A 15,850-nucleotide genomic window follows, 5' to 3' on the forward strand; every position below is an offset into this window, starting at 1 on the left:
TGCCTCGGGGATTTACCTTTATCGATAGCGTTTTACGCCTCGTTTACAAATCCAGATACCCTTCCGTCGGTTCTTCTCCCGCAGCCAGTTTTTGCAACACCTCGATTTCGGATGGGCTAAGCAGTTTCATACGTCTCTCGGTCGTACGTTGAGCCGTTTCAAGTGCTTTCCCGATCGTATATTTATGCCAGGGGATCATGCCCCCCCAGCTAAATGAGGGGACTTCCTTGTCGACAATCAATGTCCCCCCGAAGATATTGCAGCAAACGCCGATATTGATCCCGGTATTGAGTAACGTACCTATTCCGAATTTGGTATGATCGCCGATAAACGATCCCACCTTAATCGAACCGGTATCGATCATCTGCCCGTTAACACTACTGCGTATATTCGAATAGTTATTCTTCAGATCGGAATTAGTGGTCATCGCACCGAAATTCACCCAGGAGCCGACGTAACTGTGTCCGATGAAGCCGGCGTGATACTTGTTAACATAGCCCTGCAGCACCGACTCCTCCAGTTCACCGCCGACTCGGCAGGTCGGGCCGATACACGAGGCTTGTATTTTACCGGCAACGATCACGGAATTTGGTCCCACGTAGGTTGGACCGTAAATCGCCGCCTGAGATTCAACCCGCGTCCCCCGGTCGATAAAAATCGGACCGTGAGAGGCGTCCAGCAATGCCCCGGGACATACCTCCACGTTTTCAGCCAGATAGATGTCGGAGTCATTGACTAAAAACGCTCGCGGATCGAGCTTGACCGGCGCTGGTCCCAAGTTGGGACGATGCAGACGAAAATCTTCCGTCACGCGATGCTCGACATCCCCCACGATATCCCAGAGATGATTGTAAAGGGTTGCCGTTGTCATTTGCGGCGTCACCTGCTCACCTTCATTCTCAACCACAGCCGCAAATTGATCCGGAGTGCCGATTGGCGGGGCATCCTTTAGAGCAACCATCGTGAGAAAAACAGCGGCTACTTCATCCCCGGCGAAAAAGCGCGTGGATACTCGGGCTTCCTTCACTAACTGTGGTAAGTTGCCGTAACTGCGAAGACGACCGTTGAGGAGCAATAAGTCACCATCGCCGCGTTTGATTATATTGACCGGGTAATCTCTCTGTTCATCGGCTACTAACGGGGCCAGATGATTGCGACAGGCCAGAGCCAGTCCGTCGGCTTTGAACTTCGTCAGTGCCCGCTCGAAAAGCTGGCCTATACCCGCTCGCAGGCAAAAGACCGGCCGTGTATGAGCGATTGGGTTAAACTGGGCAAACTTGGAATCTTCGTATACGCATAGTTGAAGGGACATTATGAGTCCTGTTAATAGGGTGTGTTTAGTCTTTTTGTATGGTCGGTCACCTCAGCCACCTTCATTAGGACTACTAAAATGTTAACTACTTGTGCCAGTTGCAAGTTTTATGTTCATTACACATGGATTTCGAATTAAAAAGGTTCTCAATAATAGTATAAGAAGGGGGCAAAAATTCCTTTTTCGGATCGTTTCCCGGGATCAAAACATCGCCTATCCTGTTGTAAGGCATGAGAAAAGTTGTACGTAATCGGATCAGCGAAAAGATCACTAGCAACCCGACAGCATAGCAGAACCAAAAATGGCTTTTTTTTGAATCGTTTTCGCCTATCTTCCGATCTAACGAAGAAAATAATAATAGAGACGAAAGGACCATTATAAATGCTGCAAGTCTCCGACAGCGCCAGCGCTGAACTCCAAAAAGTACTCGAGGCGCCACAGTACAAAGACAAAAAATTGATCATCTACTTCCAGGGCGTTGGCTGAAGCGGCCCCTCTATGGGGATGGCTCTGGACGAGTCGACGGAAAATCTGGAAAAGCTGGAATCGAACGGTATTGAGGCTTATATCGACCCCAAGGTCAACGAGTACCTCAAACAGTTCGGTGATATTAAGATCGATCACATAACTCGTCCCGAAGGAGCCGGTTATATGATCACGGTGGGAGAACCAAAATCTGATTGTTCGGGTGGCTGTTCTGGCTGCGGATGATCGGACGATTATAGATGCGTTACCTTAAGGCCGACTCCATCGAGTCGGCCTTTTCAGTTTATAACGAAAACTAACTAGATGAATCGCAGCGATGTGACCTGGCGTTCTCCCCTTAGTTTCCTTTCGATTTAACAATTGACACCGTTACCTCGTCCCTTATCTTGAGAATAGAAAAACATACTGACTTTATTTAATTTCAGGGCTGAGTTCTTTAATACTAATAGGGAGGCATTGATGAAATATATTATGCCGTTTCTATTGATTGTGTTCATGATGTTGCTTCCAGGCTGTTCGGATGATCCGGTAGACTCAACCAGTCCCGATCCGACACCATCGGTTGTCCGCACCACCGCCGAAATGACGGCCGAGGAATTAACCGTGCTTGAGTCCTCCAACAAGTTCGGGATCAAAGCCTTCAAAGCGCTCATCGCCGAGGCCGGCGCAACCGACAACGTCTTCTTCTCTCCCCTCTCGGCCTCGTACGCCCTGAGCCTGTGCTACAACGGAGCCGACGGCACGACGCGCGAAGCCATTGGTTCGACTCTGGAACTGGCCAACCTGTCGCTTGAGGAACTAAACCAGGCTTATCAGACTGCGACCGAGATTCTCATCGAGGCCGACGAAGCGGTTGACTTTCGCGTCGCCAACTCCCTCTGGTCGCGCCAGGGCAAGGAGATCGAGCCGGAGTTCATACGACTCGCTCAAACCTACCATGACGCCCGCGTCGAAGAGATCGATTTCCAGGCAGCCGGGGCAGCCGATACGATCAACGCCTGGGTCAATGGGGCTACCAACGGTCTGATTACCCAGATGGTGCAACCACCGATCGACCCGTTCACAGCGGCCATACTATTCAACGCCATCTATTTCAAGGGCGGCTGGTCCATCAAATTCGATACCGCCCACACCAAACAGGAATCTTTTTATTTGGCTGACGGCTCCAACACCGAATGCGATATGATGCATCTCGGCTCGGATGATTTCCTGGTCGAGTATCCAGGGGAGGAATATCCACTCATGGATACCAACGTCACGAGCTACATGGACGACGACGTGCTTGTCCTTGGCCTTCCCTACGGCAACGGCGATTTCCGAATGACGCTCGTGCTGCCCGCCAGTTCCGGCTATGGAGAGGAACCGGATCATACCATAGACGATATTATCGCCGAACTCACCCCGGAGATGTGGTCAAGCTGGCAGGGTCGTCACATGGCTTACGAAATGTATCTGAGCCTTCCGAAATTCAAATTCGGTTGCGATCTGCCTCTCAACGAACTGCTGAAATCCATGGGAATGGCAATCGCTTTCACCGAAGCAGCGGATTTCTCAAATCTTTTCACCGACGGAGTCGGCTGGATAGACGACGTCAAACAGAAAACTTTCATTCAGCTTGACGAGGAAGGAACTGAGGCGGCCGCCGTCACTCAGGTGACTTTCGTCGACGCCCTTCCCCCCTCATTCATCTTCAACCGCCCCTTCCTCGCCGTGATTCACGAGGATAACTCCGGCGCAATCCTGTTCATGGGACGCATTTCCAATCCGGTCTGGGAAGACTGAACGAAAACTAAACTCAAGAAAACGGCCGACTAAGTTTTAGTCGGCCGTCTTTTTTTTGCCATTCTATTCGTAAAAGGATGTTGTTACACCGATATATTACCCGTGTTGATCACCGGCTGAGTCGAGGTTTCACCGCACAATACAACCAGCAGATTCGAAACCATGGCCGCTTTGCGCTGTGGATCCAATTCTATTATCTGTTTATTGCGAAGTTCCTCCAGCGCCATTTCAACCATCCCGACCGCTCCCTCAACGATCAACTGACGCGCCGCCACGATCGCACCCGCCTGCTGCCGACGTAACATCGCCTCGGCAATCTCGGGCGAATAAGCCAGATGACTGATCCGAGCCTCGATCACCTCGACGCCGGCCTGATCCAGACGATCCTGAATCTCATTGCGTAACTGCTCGGAGATCGTGTCGGTATCTCCGCGAAGCGATACCCTGCCATGATCGGAAGTATCGTAGGGATGATGCGTGGCCAGATTTCGCACTGCCGCCTCGGATTGAATCGCGACGAACTCGACATAGTTATCGACCACGAAACAGGCCTCAGCCGTGTCGACCACTTTCCAAACCACGATCGATGCAATTTCAATCGGATTGCCGTCAATGTCGTTCACCTTCATCCTGCCCGTTTCGAAATTCCTGACACGAAGTGATATCCGCTTCTTGGTATAAAACGGATTGGCCCAACGGAGACCTTCCTGCCTGGTCGTTCCGATATACTTGCCGAATAACTGCACCACCCGCGCTTCGTTTGGATTTACGAAGAACAGCCCGAAGAACAGAAGCAGGTTAAAAGGGATCCAGATTAGGGCTATTACTTTGGCTACCGGCGGAAGAAAAACAACGACACCGAAAGCCATCAACAGGAGAATCAGGAGTAAAAAGAGCATCCCTATCCCGGAGCCCATCTTGATTTCACGTTCCTTTATCATGAGTACTTCTCCTTTAACTAATCCTCTCGAAAAGGATACCCGTCTTTTGATCGTTTATTCGGCATATATAGCCATTATCTACGGCTTTCTCCAGGCAGTAAAGACAGCTAAGTTGTTAGAATTACGTTAGGTTAACCTATCGTAAAAAAAATCAAAAAAAGTTTCCTTTTCGATTGAAAACGTCTTGACAAAGGGCTCTCCACGTGTAATTTAGCGCTTTAATATGTGAAATGTTTCACGAAAGACGTTTGGAAACATTAAGTAATTGAACCATATTAACTTGTAATGTCTTAGGAGATGGTCATGTCGAATTACGCTGATACCATCATGGGCATCGTGAAAGCCAAGGATCCGGCACAGCCGGAGTTCCATCAGGCAGTTCATGAAGTCGTCGAGTCCCTTGAGCCGGTGTTCGAGAAGCATCCGGAATACAAGGAAGCCAAAATAATGGAACGGATCATTGAGCCGGAACGCGCTTTCCAGTTCCGGGTGCCGTGGATTGATGACAAGGGTCAGGTCCATGTCAACCGTGGTTTCCGCGTTGAATTCAACAGCGCCATCGGTCCGTACAAGGGCGGTCTTCGTTTCCACCCGAGTGTTAACCTTGGCATTCTGAAGTTCTTGGGCTTCGAGCAGGTCTTTAAGAATTCCCTCACCACGCTGCCGATGGGCGGTGGCAAGGGTGGTTCGGACTTCGATCCGAAGGGTAAGTCCGACACCGAAGTTATGCGTTTCTGCCAGAGCTTCATGAGCGAGCTGTTCCGCCACATCGGTCCGAACACTGACGTTCCGGCCGGTGACATCGGCGTTGGCGGCCGTGAGATCGGTTTCCTCTTCGGCCAGTACAAGAAGCTCCGCAATGCTTTCGAAGGCGTCCTGACCGGTAAAGGTCTCAACTGGGGCGGTTCTCTGATTCGTCCGGAAGCGACCGGTTATGGCCAGGTCTACTTCGCTCAGGAAATGCTGAAGACTCGCGGTAAGTCATTTGATGGCCTCACCTGCTCCGTTTCCGGTTCCGGTAACGTGGCTCAGTACGCCACCGAGAAAGTCAACCAGCTTGGTGGTAAAGTCGTGACGATGTCCGACTCTTCCGGCTGGATTCATGATCCCGACGGTATCTCCGGTGATAAGTGGGACTTCATCATGAACCTGAAGAACGTCAAGCGCGGCCGCATTAAAGAGTACGCTGACAAGTTCGGTTGCAAGTACCACGAAGGTACCGGCGTATGGACCGTCCCGGTCGACGTCGCTCTGCCGTCAGCCACTCAGAACGAGGTCAACGGCGAAGATGCCAAGACGCTCGTCAAGAACGGTTGCTTCTGCGTTTCCGAAGGCGCCAACATGCCGTCCACCCCGGAAGCCATCAAGGTCTTCCAGGATGCCAAGATTCTCTACGGTCTGGGTAAAGCAGCCAACGCCGGTGGCGTGGCTACCTCCGGTCTGGAGATGTCTCAGAACTCGCTGCGTCTGTCCTGGACCCGCGAGGAAGTGGACCAGCGCCTGCACGGTATCATGAAGAGCATCCACACTGCCGCTATCGAGGCCGCCGAGAAATACGGTCACCCCGGTAACTACGTGATGGGCGCCAACATCGCCGGCTTCATCAAGGTCGCCGATGCCATGATGGATCAGGGTGTTGTCTGATCTCTTTTAGTTCGATCTTCCAAGGCGGAGCAGCCCGGCTGCTCCGCCTTTTTTCGTTGACCCTCATTGTCCCCTCCGATATATTGGCCGTCTAAACTATTTTGACAGGCAATCCACAATGAGCGACAAACCGATCATACATGAAGTCAATCCGCTAAATCGTAAATTCGACGATCTGATGCAATTCCGGGTAAAGCACGTACTCCTGGTTTCCAGCCCCTACGATTCCTACGTGCTTGAAGAAGACGGTATGATTACCGATCTGATTTACAACGAGTTCCTGGAACTCAATCTGACCGTCTCTCCTCATGTTCGTCGCGCCGACAATGCCGAGCAAGCCTTGAAGATCATCAAGGAACAGGATATCGACCTGGTAATCGTGTTTAAGAGGGTCTCCGATATCGACGTTATCCAGTTTGGCCTCCAGGTTAAACAGATCAATCCCAAAATGCCGGTGGTTCTGTTGGCCTATCATCAACGCGAGTTGACCATCATGGAAGACCCCGGTTATCATAACGCTATCGATCATGTCTTCATCTGGACCGGCGACGTCCGCATCATGTTGTCTATCATCAAGTTAATCGAGGATAAACGCAACATCGACGCCGACACGGCTCTGATCGGGGTACGTGTCATCATCGTTGTTGAAGACAACGTGAAATTCTATTCCTCCTTCCTCCCTCTCCTCTATACCGGGATAATGCAACAGACGCATGCCCTGATGGAAGAAGGAATGAACATATCGGATAAGATGTTGCGCATGCGAACACGTCCGAAAATTCTGCTTGCCACCGATTTCGAACAGGGTTGCGAGATTTTCGACCGTTACGAAGACTTCACCCTGGCCGTGATTTCAGACGTTCGCTATAAAGTCGGCGGTGTTAAAGACAACGAAGCCGGTATCAAACTAGCCAAACGCGTCCGCGCCCGAGTACCGGATATGCCCATTTTATTACAGTCCTCTGATCTGGACAACGCCAAACTGGCCTTCGCCAACGACGTCGGTTTCATTTTCAAGCGCTCGCCCACCCTGCATCAGGATATTCGCCGGTTCATCACCAGTTATTTCGGTTTTGGAGATTTCGTTTTCACTCTCCCGGACGGCACCGAAGTCGCCAAAGCAGCCGACTTCCAGGAAATGGAAGCCGTATTGGCTAATGTAGACGAACGCGCCCTTCTCTTTCATGCCGGCCGTAACCATTTTTCGAACTGGTTGATGGCTCGCACCGAGTTCGACCTGGCGCGCCGTCTTCGTCCCAAAAAAGCCAGCGAGTTTAAGAGTTCCACGGAACTGCGTCGTTATCTGATAAACACCTTCAAGAATTTCCGTCACGAACGTCAATTGGGCGTGGTCAGCGATTTTTCACGTCGGCGGTTCGATCTCCAATCTGATTTTGTCCGCGTCGGGGGTGGCTCGCTCGGAGGCAAAGGCCGGGGTCTGGCTTTCGTGAATGCATTATTGAGCCAGCGCGACCACAGCGGGATGTTCGACAACGTTCGGATAAAAGTGCCGCGCTCGGTGATCATCGGAACCGATATTTTCGACGCCTTCGTTGACACCAACGATCTGGTATCATGTGCCCTGGGCATATACAGCGATGAGGAAATAACCGACAAGTTCCTCAAGGCCAAGTTCCCCCGCCCGATCAAGAGTGATCTGCGGGCCCTGCTTGAGGTTGTCAAACACCCTCTGGCGGTAAGGTCTTCGTCGATGCTCGAGGATTCGCACCTCGAACCGGCGGCTGGTGTTTACGACACCCACATGCTGCCCAACTGCCATGAAGACCCGAAAATACGCCTGCGTCAACTCGTACGGGCCATCAAGCTGACCTGGGCTTCGACCTTTTTCTCCAACGCTCGCGTCTACCATGAGTCGGTAGGCAATCGCGTCGAGGAAGAGAAAATGGCCGTTATCGTGCAACAGGCAATCGGCCTTCAGCATGAAGAGACCTTTTATCCGTCGTTCTCAGGTGTCGCGCTGTCTTACAACTACTATTCCACCGAGGGAATTCTCCCCGAAGACGGTGTCATCTACACCGCTCTCGGTCTCGGGAAAACGATTGTCGACGGCATGAATTGCCTTCGCTTCTCCCCCACTTATCCGGAGCGACTGCCGCAATTCGCGACCACCAAAGACATGCTCAGGAATTCTCAACGGGCCTTCTACGCCATCGACCTGGCCAACAGCCGGGTGATGCCCGAACCCGGCGGTGAGAAAGGGCTTATCCGACTCGACCTGGATGATGCCGAACGTCACGGCACCCTGACCTCCATCGCCTCCACCTATGTGGCCGAAAACGATCGCGTCTACGATGGCGTGGGACGAGAGGGAACTCGGATAATCTCGTTTGCTCCGATTTTGAAACATCATCGTTTCCCACTTCCGGAGATAGCTCGATACCTGCTTAATCTGGGCAGCCATGGTCTCAACTGCCCGGTTGAAATCGAGTTTGCCGTGAAACTGTCTGACGATAAAAGCAAACCCGATGATTTCTATTTCCTGCAGGTGCGCCCCATGGTCAAGGACGCCGTCTTCGAAACGGTGTCGTTGGACGATGTCGACCGTTCCCGTGTGATCGGGAAAAGCGATAACGCTCTCGGCAATATGCGCCTGACGGCGATATCCGATATTCTTCTGGTTGATCCGGATAAATTCGACCGCGGCAAAACGGTCGAGATCGCCGAACAAGTGGGACAATTCAACTCCGTCTTGAAAGAAGCGGGGCATCCTTATCTCCTGCTCGGACCGGGGCGTTGGGGCACTTCCGAACGCTGGCTCGGAGTACCGGCCAACTGGAATCAGATATCCGGAGCAAAGGTAATTATTGAGGCCGCCTACGGCGATTTCGCCCCGGACCCATCATTCGGAACTCACTTCTTCCAGAATCTGATTTCTATGCAGGTTGGTTATATGACGATCAATCCGACCGCCGGAAACGGCTTCCTCGACTGGCCCTGGTTGATGGAACAACGCGTCGAGGCCTCATCGGATTTCGTCCGTCATATCGTGCTGGAAAAGCCGATGGAGATTCTGATCGACGGGCGCGCCGGAGGCGGCTTACTTCTTAAGCCTGAGCAATAGAATTAAGGATTCTTGATGGACCGCCTGTCATGATTGACCGGCGGTCTTTCTTTGCGGTTCAGTCCGAACGATTCGACCCCAGCACATACCCCTGTTTGAAGAGCATCAAGGTCACGAATAAAAGCCCCAGAACGGTGGTCGGCATCAGCAGGTACATAACCTCGACACTGACAACACGATTCTGAACGAAAACCGGCAGATAATGCAGAATCGTATTAAATCCAATCAGGCAGGCCAGACAGATTTTCCAGCCTCGGCTCTCAGTCCCGGCGGCAATTAAATATCCTAACAAAGCTCCCCCGGTAACGTGATAGAGAATCGTGAAACCGCGTTCGAGAAGATGCCAGCCAAACACCTGCCCCGACACCGCGAAAGATGCCAGATAACAGGCCTCGACCAGTCCGAAGCCGGCGCCGATTGCCGCCGCCAGGTGGCGCGGTTTGACCGCTTTGGCCATAGCCATGCGCAGCAGCCCGATCAGAATAGCCACTTTGAGCAGTTCCTGAATCAAACCGGCGGCTAATGCAGGCAGGATTGCCCATAGATATCCCGAATCTCCCGCTTGAACACGCGGCAGGAGAATCTTTTCGAACAACCAGTCTTGAATCGGCATCTGAATCAGAATCACGACGATTACAGCCAGACACCCCAGAAGAAACGCCAGAAATGTGACCGGATGACGGTAGCTGCGTCCGATAAAAAACGACCAGGCCACCAGACTGATTATAAGATAGAGCACCATGCGCGACATCTTCTTACCCGAGTCCGATGCCGGCACCGGGGCAATCTTTTCGGTTGTCGCTTCTGCAACAGCCGGTTGCGTCTGGCGCACCACATCCAGGTAAGCCTGGAAGCGCTGTCCCGGAACATCCATCTTAACCAGGCGCTTGTCCGGAGTGAAATAAGCGGTGCCCACAAACGGCATAAGATAGCGAATTACATAAACCGAATCGAACACTTCGTTATAAAGACGTTCGTATCCGAATCGTTCCACAACTGCTTGAATTGGACCGGTGAGCACTATCTGCGGAACGAACACCGTATCCAGCAGCGTGTCGCCGACCACCAAATCGTGCATCGCCAGATATAACTCATGCTGGTCGATAAAGAGATTATCCGCTGCAAAGCCACCTCGGTCGAAACGAAACTCGCGTTCACGCTCCTTCCCCGGTTGGCCAATCTTTCCACGAATAAACTCACCGTTCCGCTTTAGATCGATCACATTCTCCCCGCCGTTGACCTTCAGGTTGATAAGATCACCGAGATATGATCCATCCAGAGCAACGTAATGATCCCCTTCGATTTCATAAAGGAGGTCCTGTCCTACCTTGTTATAATCGAGCCTGAGCGTTTCATTGAACACGACACCGGCAACACCGTCAATCTCGGTCTTCTCACTAACGAACGAAGCCAATCGCCCGGAGGTCGTATCTTTGAGCTCGAAGGTCCAGACGCGTACTTCTCCCAGACTGCGGTAGTCGGTGACGGTGCTCGAGGCCTCCAGTTTCGGGGCATCGGCATAGACGAAGTCAGCCAGAACGGCGACTAATAGACAAATAATCGTGGACAATTTCATACGGGGGAAATAATCCGCCGGAAGGCCGTGAGTCAACTCTAAACAGCGTTAGGAGACGATTAGATAACCGTTTACACAGAACTCGCGAACATTGGGTCGCCAAAAAACAACTGGCATAAACCAACGACAACGGTATTATTCTTCATTCGATGAACGGACAAAAGGCAAGTGAATAGATGTTTGAATTCCCGATAAGCGGCGTCGAGACTTATTGGTGGCTGCCTCCGCTGGTTGCTTTCGTTGTTTCGGCTTTATCCTCGATCGCGGGACTGTCCGGAGCATTTCTCCTTCTCCCCTTTCAGGTATCGTTTCTGGGCTATGTCGGCCCCGGCGTCAGCCCCACCAATCTCCTTTACAACATTGTCGCCATCCCCAGCGGAGTATATCGCTATTTGCGTGAGCGGCGTATGGTCTGGTCGCTGGCCTGGGCTACCGCTGTCGGAACACTTCCCGGTGTTATCATCGGCGGTCTGATCCGCATCTACTGGCTGCCCGATCCGGCTCATTTCAAGCCTTTCGCCGGTGCGGTTTTGCTCTATATCGGCCTGCGCCTGGTCAAAACGATCGTGAAACCGTCCGCAAAAGGCTCACATGCCGGTACGTTTCGCGTTACCAATCAAATCTTCACGCTCAGAACGACCGAGTACGACTTTGAGGGAGATCACTATCGGACTTCCACCCCGGCCATCATGGCGTTGAGTTTCATCGTAGGGATCGTAGGCGGTACTTACGGCATTGGCGGCGGCGCCATCATCGCCCCGTTTTTCGTCTCAATCTTCGGCCTTCCGGTCTACACAATCGCCGGGGCAGCTCTCTTCGGCACCTTCCTGACTTCAGTCGTAGGGGTGCTGTTTTATTGGTTATACGGCCTCGTTATCTCGGAAACCGCCAATGTCGGTCCGGACTGGCTCCTTGGTTTCATGCTCGGTATCGGCGGCGCTGTCGGAACGTATGTGGGCGCTCGCATGCAGCGTTATCTGCCGGAGCGATTGATAAAAATCGTCCTGACCGGCTTGTTGTTGTTTGCCGCCGTCCGTTATCTCCTCCCGCTTATTACCAACTGACTCAAACAAAAGGGTCGGTTGCCAGGCAACCGACCCTTGAATCCTCCACCTTGTCGATGGTCTTTTAGAAGAGCATCTTAAAGGTGAAGTACTGATTGTCGTCGAACACATCGGTTTCCGTCCAGGAATACTCGACTGACATCTGCGTCGAACCGAGTTCGAACAAAATCCCGGCTCCGACCGAAGCACCGTACAGATAGTTGTCGTCTTCCGTGAAGTTATAACCGCCGCGGATCGAGTACTTACCGTCGTAGACATACTCGAAACCGGTCGAATAAACGTCTTCATAGAAGTTGTTGGAACGGAAGTTCCCGGATATCGAAGCGAAGTTCGGACCGTTATCCAGGAAATCGTACGAAACCGCCATATTGATCGATGACGGCAACTCGAAGTCCTTGGACTTACCGGCCACGGTGATACCGTCTACCGTGTAGTAGAATCCATCACCGGTGAACTTCATTGTCGGGCCGTAGTTCTTGATCGCCACACCGAACGAAACACCCTTCCAGCGCGGATCGTACTTGAAGCCCACATCGAAAGCCAGACCGGTCGCCTGCGCTTCGAAGATCTTCTCATGGATGAACATAGCCGTAGCACCAAACGACACATTGGCCGTCAGGATCTTGGCGTATGACATCGACAACACCGAAAGAGTCGGATTGAACTTACGCCCGGTTCCTTCGGTTTCGTCATAAGTGGTCTCTTCCATGTCGCCGATTGAGACGATCTTGGCCGAGGCGCCGATGGTGCCGAAACCGTATATCCGGGTTGCGAGACCGAAGTAGTTCACATCGATGTCAGCCAGATACGGCTGATGCGTGAACATCACTTCGGTTCCATCCAGCTCCGCCAAACCGGCCGGATTCCAGAAGATCGACTCCACGCCCACGACGTTGGAGACGACTGCGCCGCCCATCGCCGTTCCGCGGGAACCGACTGGTATCAGGAGTTCAGCGGCGCCTGCTGTTCCGATTCGCCGCGAGTTCCCAGCGTAAACCGAGCTGAGACTTACGGCGAGGAGAACCAACACTAAAATAATGTATTTTGATTTCATTGCGTTGTTTCCTTTCGCCTAGTAAGTCGACAGGACTTCTTCTTGCATGAAGACCGCGGTTTTGCCGATCTTCTGACCGATGCCAGGCGCATCAACGACATAGATATAGATTCCTGAAGCAACCGGCAGGTTGTTTTCAGTCCTCAAATCCCAGGATGCAATACTCGTGGTGGCATCGTTCTTCTCGATCTCACGAATGAACTCACCGGCCAGGTTGTAGATAGTTATCGTACACTGGGTCGGCAGATTCTGGAACTTCAACTGGTAGTTACCCACAGCCGGATCGTACGGACCGTTCAGATAGAACGGGTTCGGTACGGTCTTGATGTTGTTGAGAACATCTTCGTTCCTTACTGATTGACCTTCTGTAGCGACGAATTGGAAAACGTCATCGGAAGTATTCACCTTGGCAGTTGTGAAACGAATAATCGTACCCACAGCCGGTGCCGTAGTTGTTTCGGAATAGTCGGTTATAACAATTCGTCCGATACGGAAATCGTCCGGCCAAGTATAATCCATAGCCTCCGGCAATGGCTCGTAGTATTCACGCTCAGAGACATAGATGCGGTCGCCATAAGACCAACCACCGCTTTCGTCATCATCAAGAATAGCGATCTGGACTCTGATATCGTCAGAAGCGTCATCAGGTGTTCCAATACCGATATTCCAGATTTCAAATGGGGCATTATGATCGTACTTGGTTTCGGTGTTCCAATCATAATACTCAGAGCCATCCTCTGTAAACCGGATCTCCCAGTCATAGGTACCAATGATACCACGATAGTTCAGCCGGCTCCAGTTGGTACCTCCGTCAGCTGTTATATACCACTCTCTAGTCGAGTTAAGAGAATACATAACATTGTCAGGAGAAATCGTGCCGGTGGCATTGGCCACTTCTTGAATGGCGACAACGCCGAAGTCCGGTCCCGCTACTTTCACCAGCATACCATCCACAATCGGGTACAATTCGTCACCCGACTGGTTGGTTTCGTATGAGTAAAGACGAGTTACGGGAGTAGAAGTAATATCATCCAGATGCCAGGCGATATCAGCAGTTGTGCCGTCACCTATATCGATCAGCGTGTCCTCAAACGATACCTGGTAAGTATGGCCATTGAGAGCCGCATGATCTACGACAATCGGAGTTATGACTCCGTTGGAACCACCGGCTGTGTGGGTCACTGGAAGGGTATCGCCTATGATATATTCAAAGTCGATATCTGTCACAGGACGTTGTGGACGCACAGACACAACCTTTTCAGAGTTCAGCGTGAGAAAGCCCGGGTCAGAACTAGCATCGTATGAATAAGCGCTGACCTTGAAGAAATACTGTGTGACGTTGTTAAGATCGCCACCAAGGAGTTTATCTTCATCGATGAAAATGTAGCGCTGAACACCGAGGTCTTCACCCGGCCAGAGAAGACGACGCTCCTGCTGACCTGTAACGGGATCAAACACCTCATCCTGAATAGCTACAACACCATCCTGAATATCATAGGCCTTTATCGCCGTCCAGTCACCATCGGAGGTTTCTCCTTGCCAAACCACATAACCCTGGAACGGGTAGGTACCGTGATCTGTTTCAGAGACGTCAGTCCATGAAAGCGCAATACCTTCGTCTTTCCATTGCGCTGTAACAACTGGTGTGGCCGGAGGAGAGTCCAGCACGAAATCGGCATCGTAGGCTCTCTGGGCTTCGACATCGTAGTTCTTCATCAGAGAAATCGAGGTCAGGCGGTTCGTCGACCGACCTACAACAATACCGAGAACAATCTCAACTGAATCACCGGGTTCGAAGGTGATCGGGCCGGTGGTCTGCATCCAACGACGGTCGGCGGGATCGGAATCGAGATCGCCCGAACCAGTCACAGGATCACCGGCGTGCATGAACCGAGTCACTTCGCCGTTGTAGGTGTAGTCACCACCACCGGCATCGAGTCCACGCATATAGTTATAGGTTTCATTGTAGGAGTTGGGATCGGTGCCGTTGATGTACTTATTGAACGAGGTCATGCCCATGTTGGTATAACCTGGCCAAAGCTCACCCCAAGCCTTGGCAGTATCAGCCAGGTCACCGGTTTCAATCAATGGACCCTGGAAGTAATCAAATCCAACTGCCGGTGGAGTAGCGCCATAGTGATTGGCGTCGTCGTTGTCGGCATTGTATACATAACCGATGGACAGCGAAGTATCGCAACCGACCAAATCGTCGGTATACTCACCCAGGTCAGGATCGGCCCATGAGGACAAATAACATTCCTCAATTGTATTCCCACCCTTGTTGAACACCTGGTAGCGCACAAAAATACACTGACCAAGAGCGCCACTGCGATTGTACGCCCAGGTCGTCTGCCGCACCTCAAGTCCGAGCGGTTCCGTTTCACCGGCATTGTTCAGGTGCTGATCCGGATCGGCATCGTTGTAAACCGCCCAGAGCATTTGGTCACCCATCATCGCCGGAGCACCGTACTCATCTACGGGCGCACCTTCGTCAGCAGGCCAGTCCAAATAATCCTGGTTCGGATTATCGGCCAGACTGTCGGAGTACAGCTTGTAGACACGGTATCCTGCATCCGATCCGTTATCAGGATCGAAAGTCCATACCCCAGGTGATACCTGTACGTTCATCGGACCGGGGACGTACTCATCGTCATACTCTGAGATGATCACCCGTACCTCATCATCAACCATACCTCCGACCCAGAGACCGGCTGCATAGACGATGTAGTTGCCTAAAGAACCATCCAGAATCGACTCGTTGTCGACGTATGGGAAGAAAGTACCGGCGTCATAGCCGAACACGCCGGACAAATCACGAGCGAAACTTCCGTGGTTGGTTACGAACATCAGGATCTTGTTGGCGTTGATGTACGTCGCGTTGTCAATCACCTGTGACATCGGACGATCCA

Annotated in this window: 10 protein-coding genes; 5 read left to right on the forward strand and 5 right to left on the reverse strand. The window is 51.9% G+C overall.

Annotated features, from left to right (window positions below):
- Positions 1-43 precede the first annotated feature (43 nt).
- On the reverse strand, positions 44-1,312 hold the full coding sequence (locus PLF13_07130; protein HOP07046.1) for a putative sugar nucleotidyl transferase: 1,269 nt from the start codon (positions 1,310-1,312) through the stop codon (positions 44-46).
- 498 nt (positions 1,313-1,810) lie between these two features.
- On the opposite strand from PLF13_07130, the gene PLF13_07135 reads away from it, so the two are divergent.
- A complete protein-coding gene (locus tag PLF13_07135; protein ID HOP07047.1) occupies positions 1,811-2,023 on the forward strand; it encodes a hypothetical protein in 213 nt (70 codons plus the stop codon).
- A gap of 234 nt (positions 2,024-2,257) precedes the next feature.
- Positions 2,258-3,580 (forward strand): serpin family protein, encoded by a 1,323-nt coding sequence (locus PLF13_07140; GenBank protein ID HOP07048.1) that lies wholly within the window; start codon positions 2,258-2,260, stop codon positions 3,578-3,580.
- A gap of 83 nt (positions 3,581-3,663) precedes the next feature.
- Here the strand turns inward: PLF13_07140 and PLF13_07145 are convergent, their stop codons facing one another.
- Positions 3,664-4,521, reverse strand: a complete 858-nt coding sequence (locus tag PLF13_07145; protein HOP07049.1) for an SPFH domain-containing protein — start codon at positions 4,519-4,521, stop codon at positions 3,664-3,666.
- A 303-nt stretch (positions 4,522-4,824) separates the two neighbouring features.
- Here PLF13_07145 and gdhA point away from each other — a divergent pair, with 303 nt between their 5' ends.
- Positions 4,825-6,165 (forward strand): NADP-specific glutamate dehydrogenase, encoded by a 1,341-nt coding sequence (gene gdhA / locus PLF13_07150; protein HOP07050.1) that lies wholly within the window; start codon positions 4,825-4,827, stop codon positions 6,163-6,165.
- Positions 6,166-6,283: 118 nt separating this feature from the next.
- The gene (locus PLF13_07155) at positions 6,284-9,247 is read left to right on the forward strand and encodes a PEP/pyruvate-binding domain-containing protein (protein HOP07051.1); all 2,964 of its coding nucleotides are present in this window, start codon (positions 6,284-6,286) and stop codon (positions 9,245-9,247) included.
- A 58-nt stretch (positions 9,248-9,305) separates the two neighbouring features.
- Here PLF13_07155 and PLF13_07160 read toward each other — a convergent pair whose 3' ends face one another.
- A complete protein-coding gene (locus PLF13_07160) occupies positions 9,306-10,823 on the reverse strand; it encodes a hypothetical protein (protein ID HOP07052.1) in 1,518 nt (505 codons plus the stop codon).
- A gap of 176 nt (positions 10,824-10,999) precedes the next feature.
- Between PLF13_07160 and PLF13_07165 the strand changes: the two genes are divergently transcribed.
- Positions 11,000-11,887, forward strand: coding sequence for a sulfite exporter TauE/SafE family protein (locus tag PLF13_07165; GenBank protein ID HOP07053.1), 888 nt, complete (start codon positions 11,000-11,002; stop codon positions 11,885-11,887).
- A 64-nt stretch (positions 11,888-11,951) separates the two neighbouring features.
- Here the strand turns inward: PLF13_07165 and PLF13_07170 are convergent, their stop codons facing one another.
- Entirely contained in the window at positions 11,952-12,941 is a 990-nt protein-coding gene (locus PLF13_07170; GenBank protein HOP07054.1) for a PorV/PorQ family protein, read from the reverse strand.
- Between the two features lie 18 nt (positions 12,942-12,959).
- On the reverse strand, positions 12,960-15,839 hold the full coding sequence (locus PLF13_07175) for a hypothetical protein (GenBank protein ID HOP07055.1): 2,880 nt from the start codon (positions 15,837-15,839) through the stop codon (positions 12,960-12,962).
- Positions 15,840-15,850: the final 11 nt, after the last annotated feature.

The organism is Candidatus Zixiibacteriota bacterium, from assembly GCA_035380245.1.
In the GTDB taxonomy this organism is placed as follows: Bacteria; Zixibacteria; MSB-5A5; order GN15; family FEB-12; genus DAOSXA01.

Bases quoted from the DNA above. Each gene is read 5' to 3' on its own strand.
- PLF13_07160 (HOP07052.1), bottom strand. From the start codon at position 10,823: ATGAAATTGTCCACGATTATTTGTCTATTAGTCGCCGTTCTGGCTGAC.
- PLF13_07165 (HOP07053.1), top strand. From the start codon at position 11,000: ATGTTTGAATTCCCGATAAGCGGCGTCGAGACTTATTGGTGGCTGCCT.
- PLF13_07155 (HOP07051.1), top strand. From the start codon at position 6,284: ATGAGCGACAAACCGATCATACATGAAGTCAATCCGCTAAATCGTAAA.
- PLF13_07135 (HOP07047.1), top strand. From the start codon at position 1,811: ATGGGGATGGCTCTGGACGAGTCGACGGAAAATCTGGAAAAGCTGGAA.
- PLF13_07170 (HOP07054.1), bottom strand. From the start codon at position 12,941: ATGAAATCAAAATACATTATTTTAGTGTTGGTTCTCCTCGCCGTAAGT.
- PLF13_07140 (HOP07048.1), top strand. From the start codon at position 2,258: ATGAAATATATTATGCCGTTTCTATTGATTGTGTTCATGATGTTGCTT.
- gdhA (HOP07050.1), top strand. From the start codon at position 4,825: ATGTCGAATTACGCTGATACCATCATGGGCATCGTGAAAGCCAAGGAT.
- PLF13_07130 (HOP07046.1), bottom strand. From the start codon at position 1,312: ATGTCCCTTCAACTATGCGTATACGAAGATTCCAAGTTTGCCCAGTTT.
- PLF13_07175 (HOP07055.1), bottom strand. From the start codon at position 15,839: ATGTCACAGGTGATTGACAACGCGACGTACATCAACGCCAACAAGATC.
- PLF13_07145 (HOP07049.1), bottom strand. From the start codon at position 4,521: ATGATAAAGGAACGTGAAATCAAGATGGGCTCCGGGATAGGGATGCTC.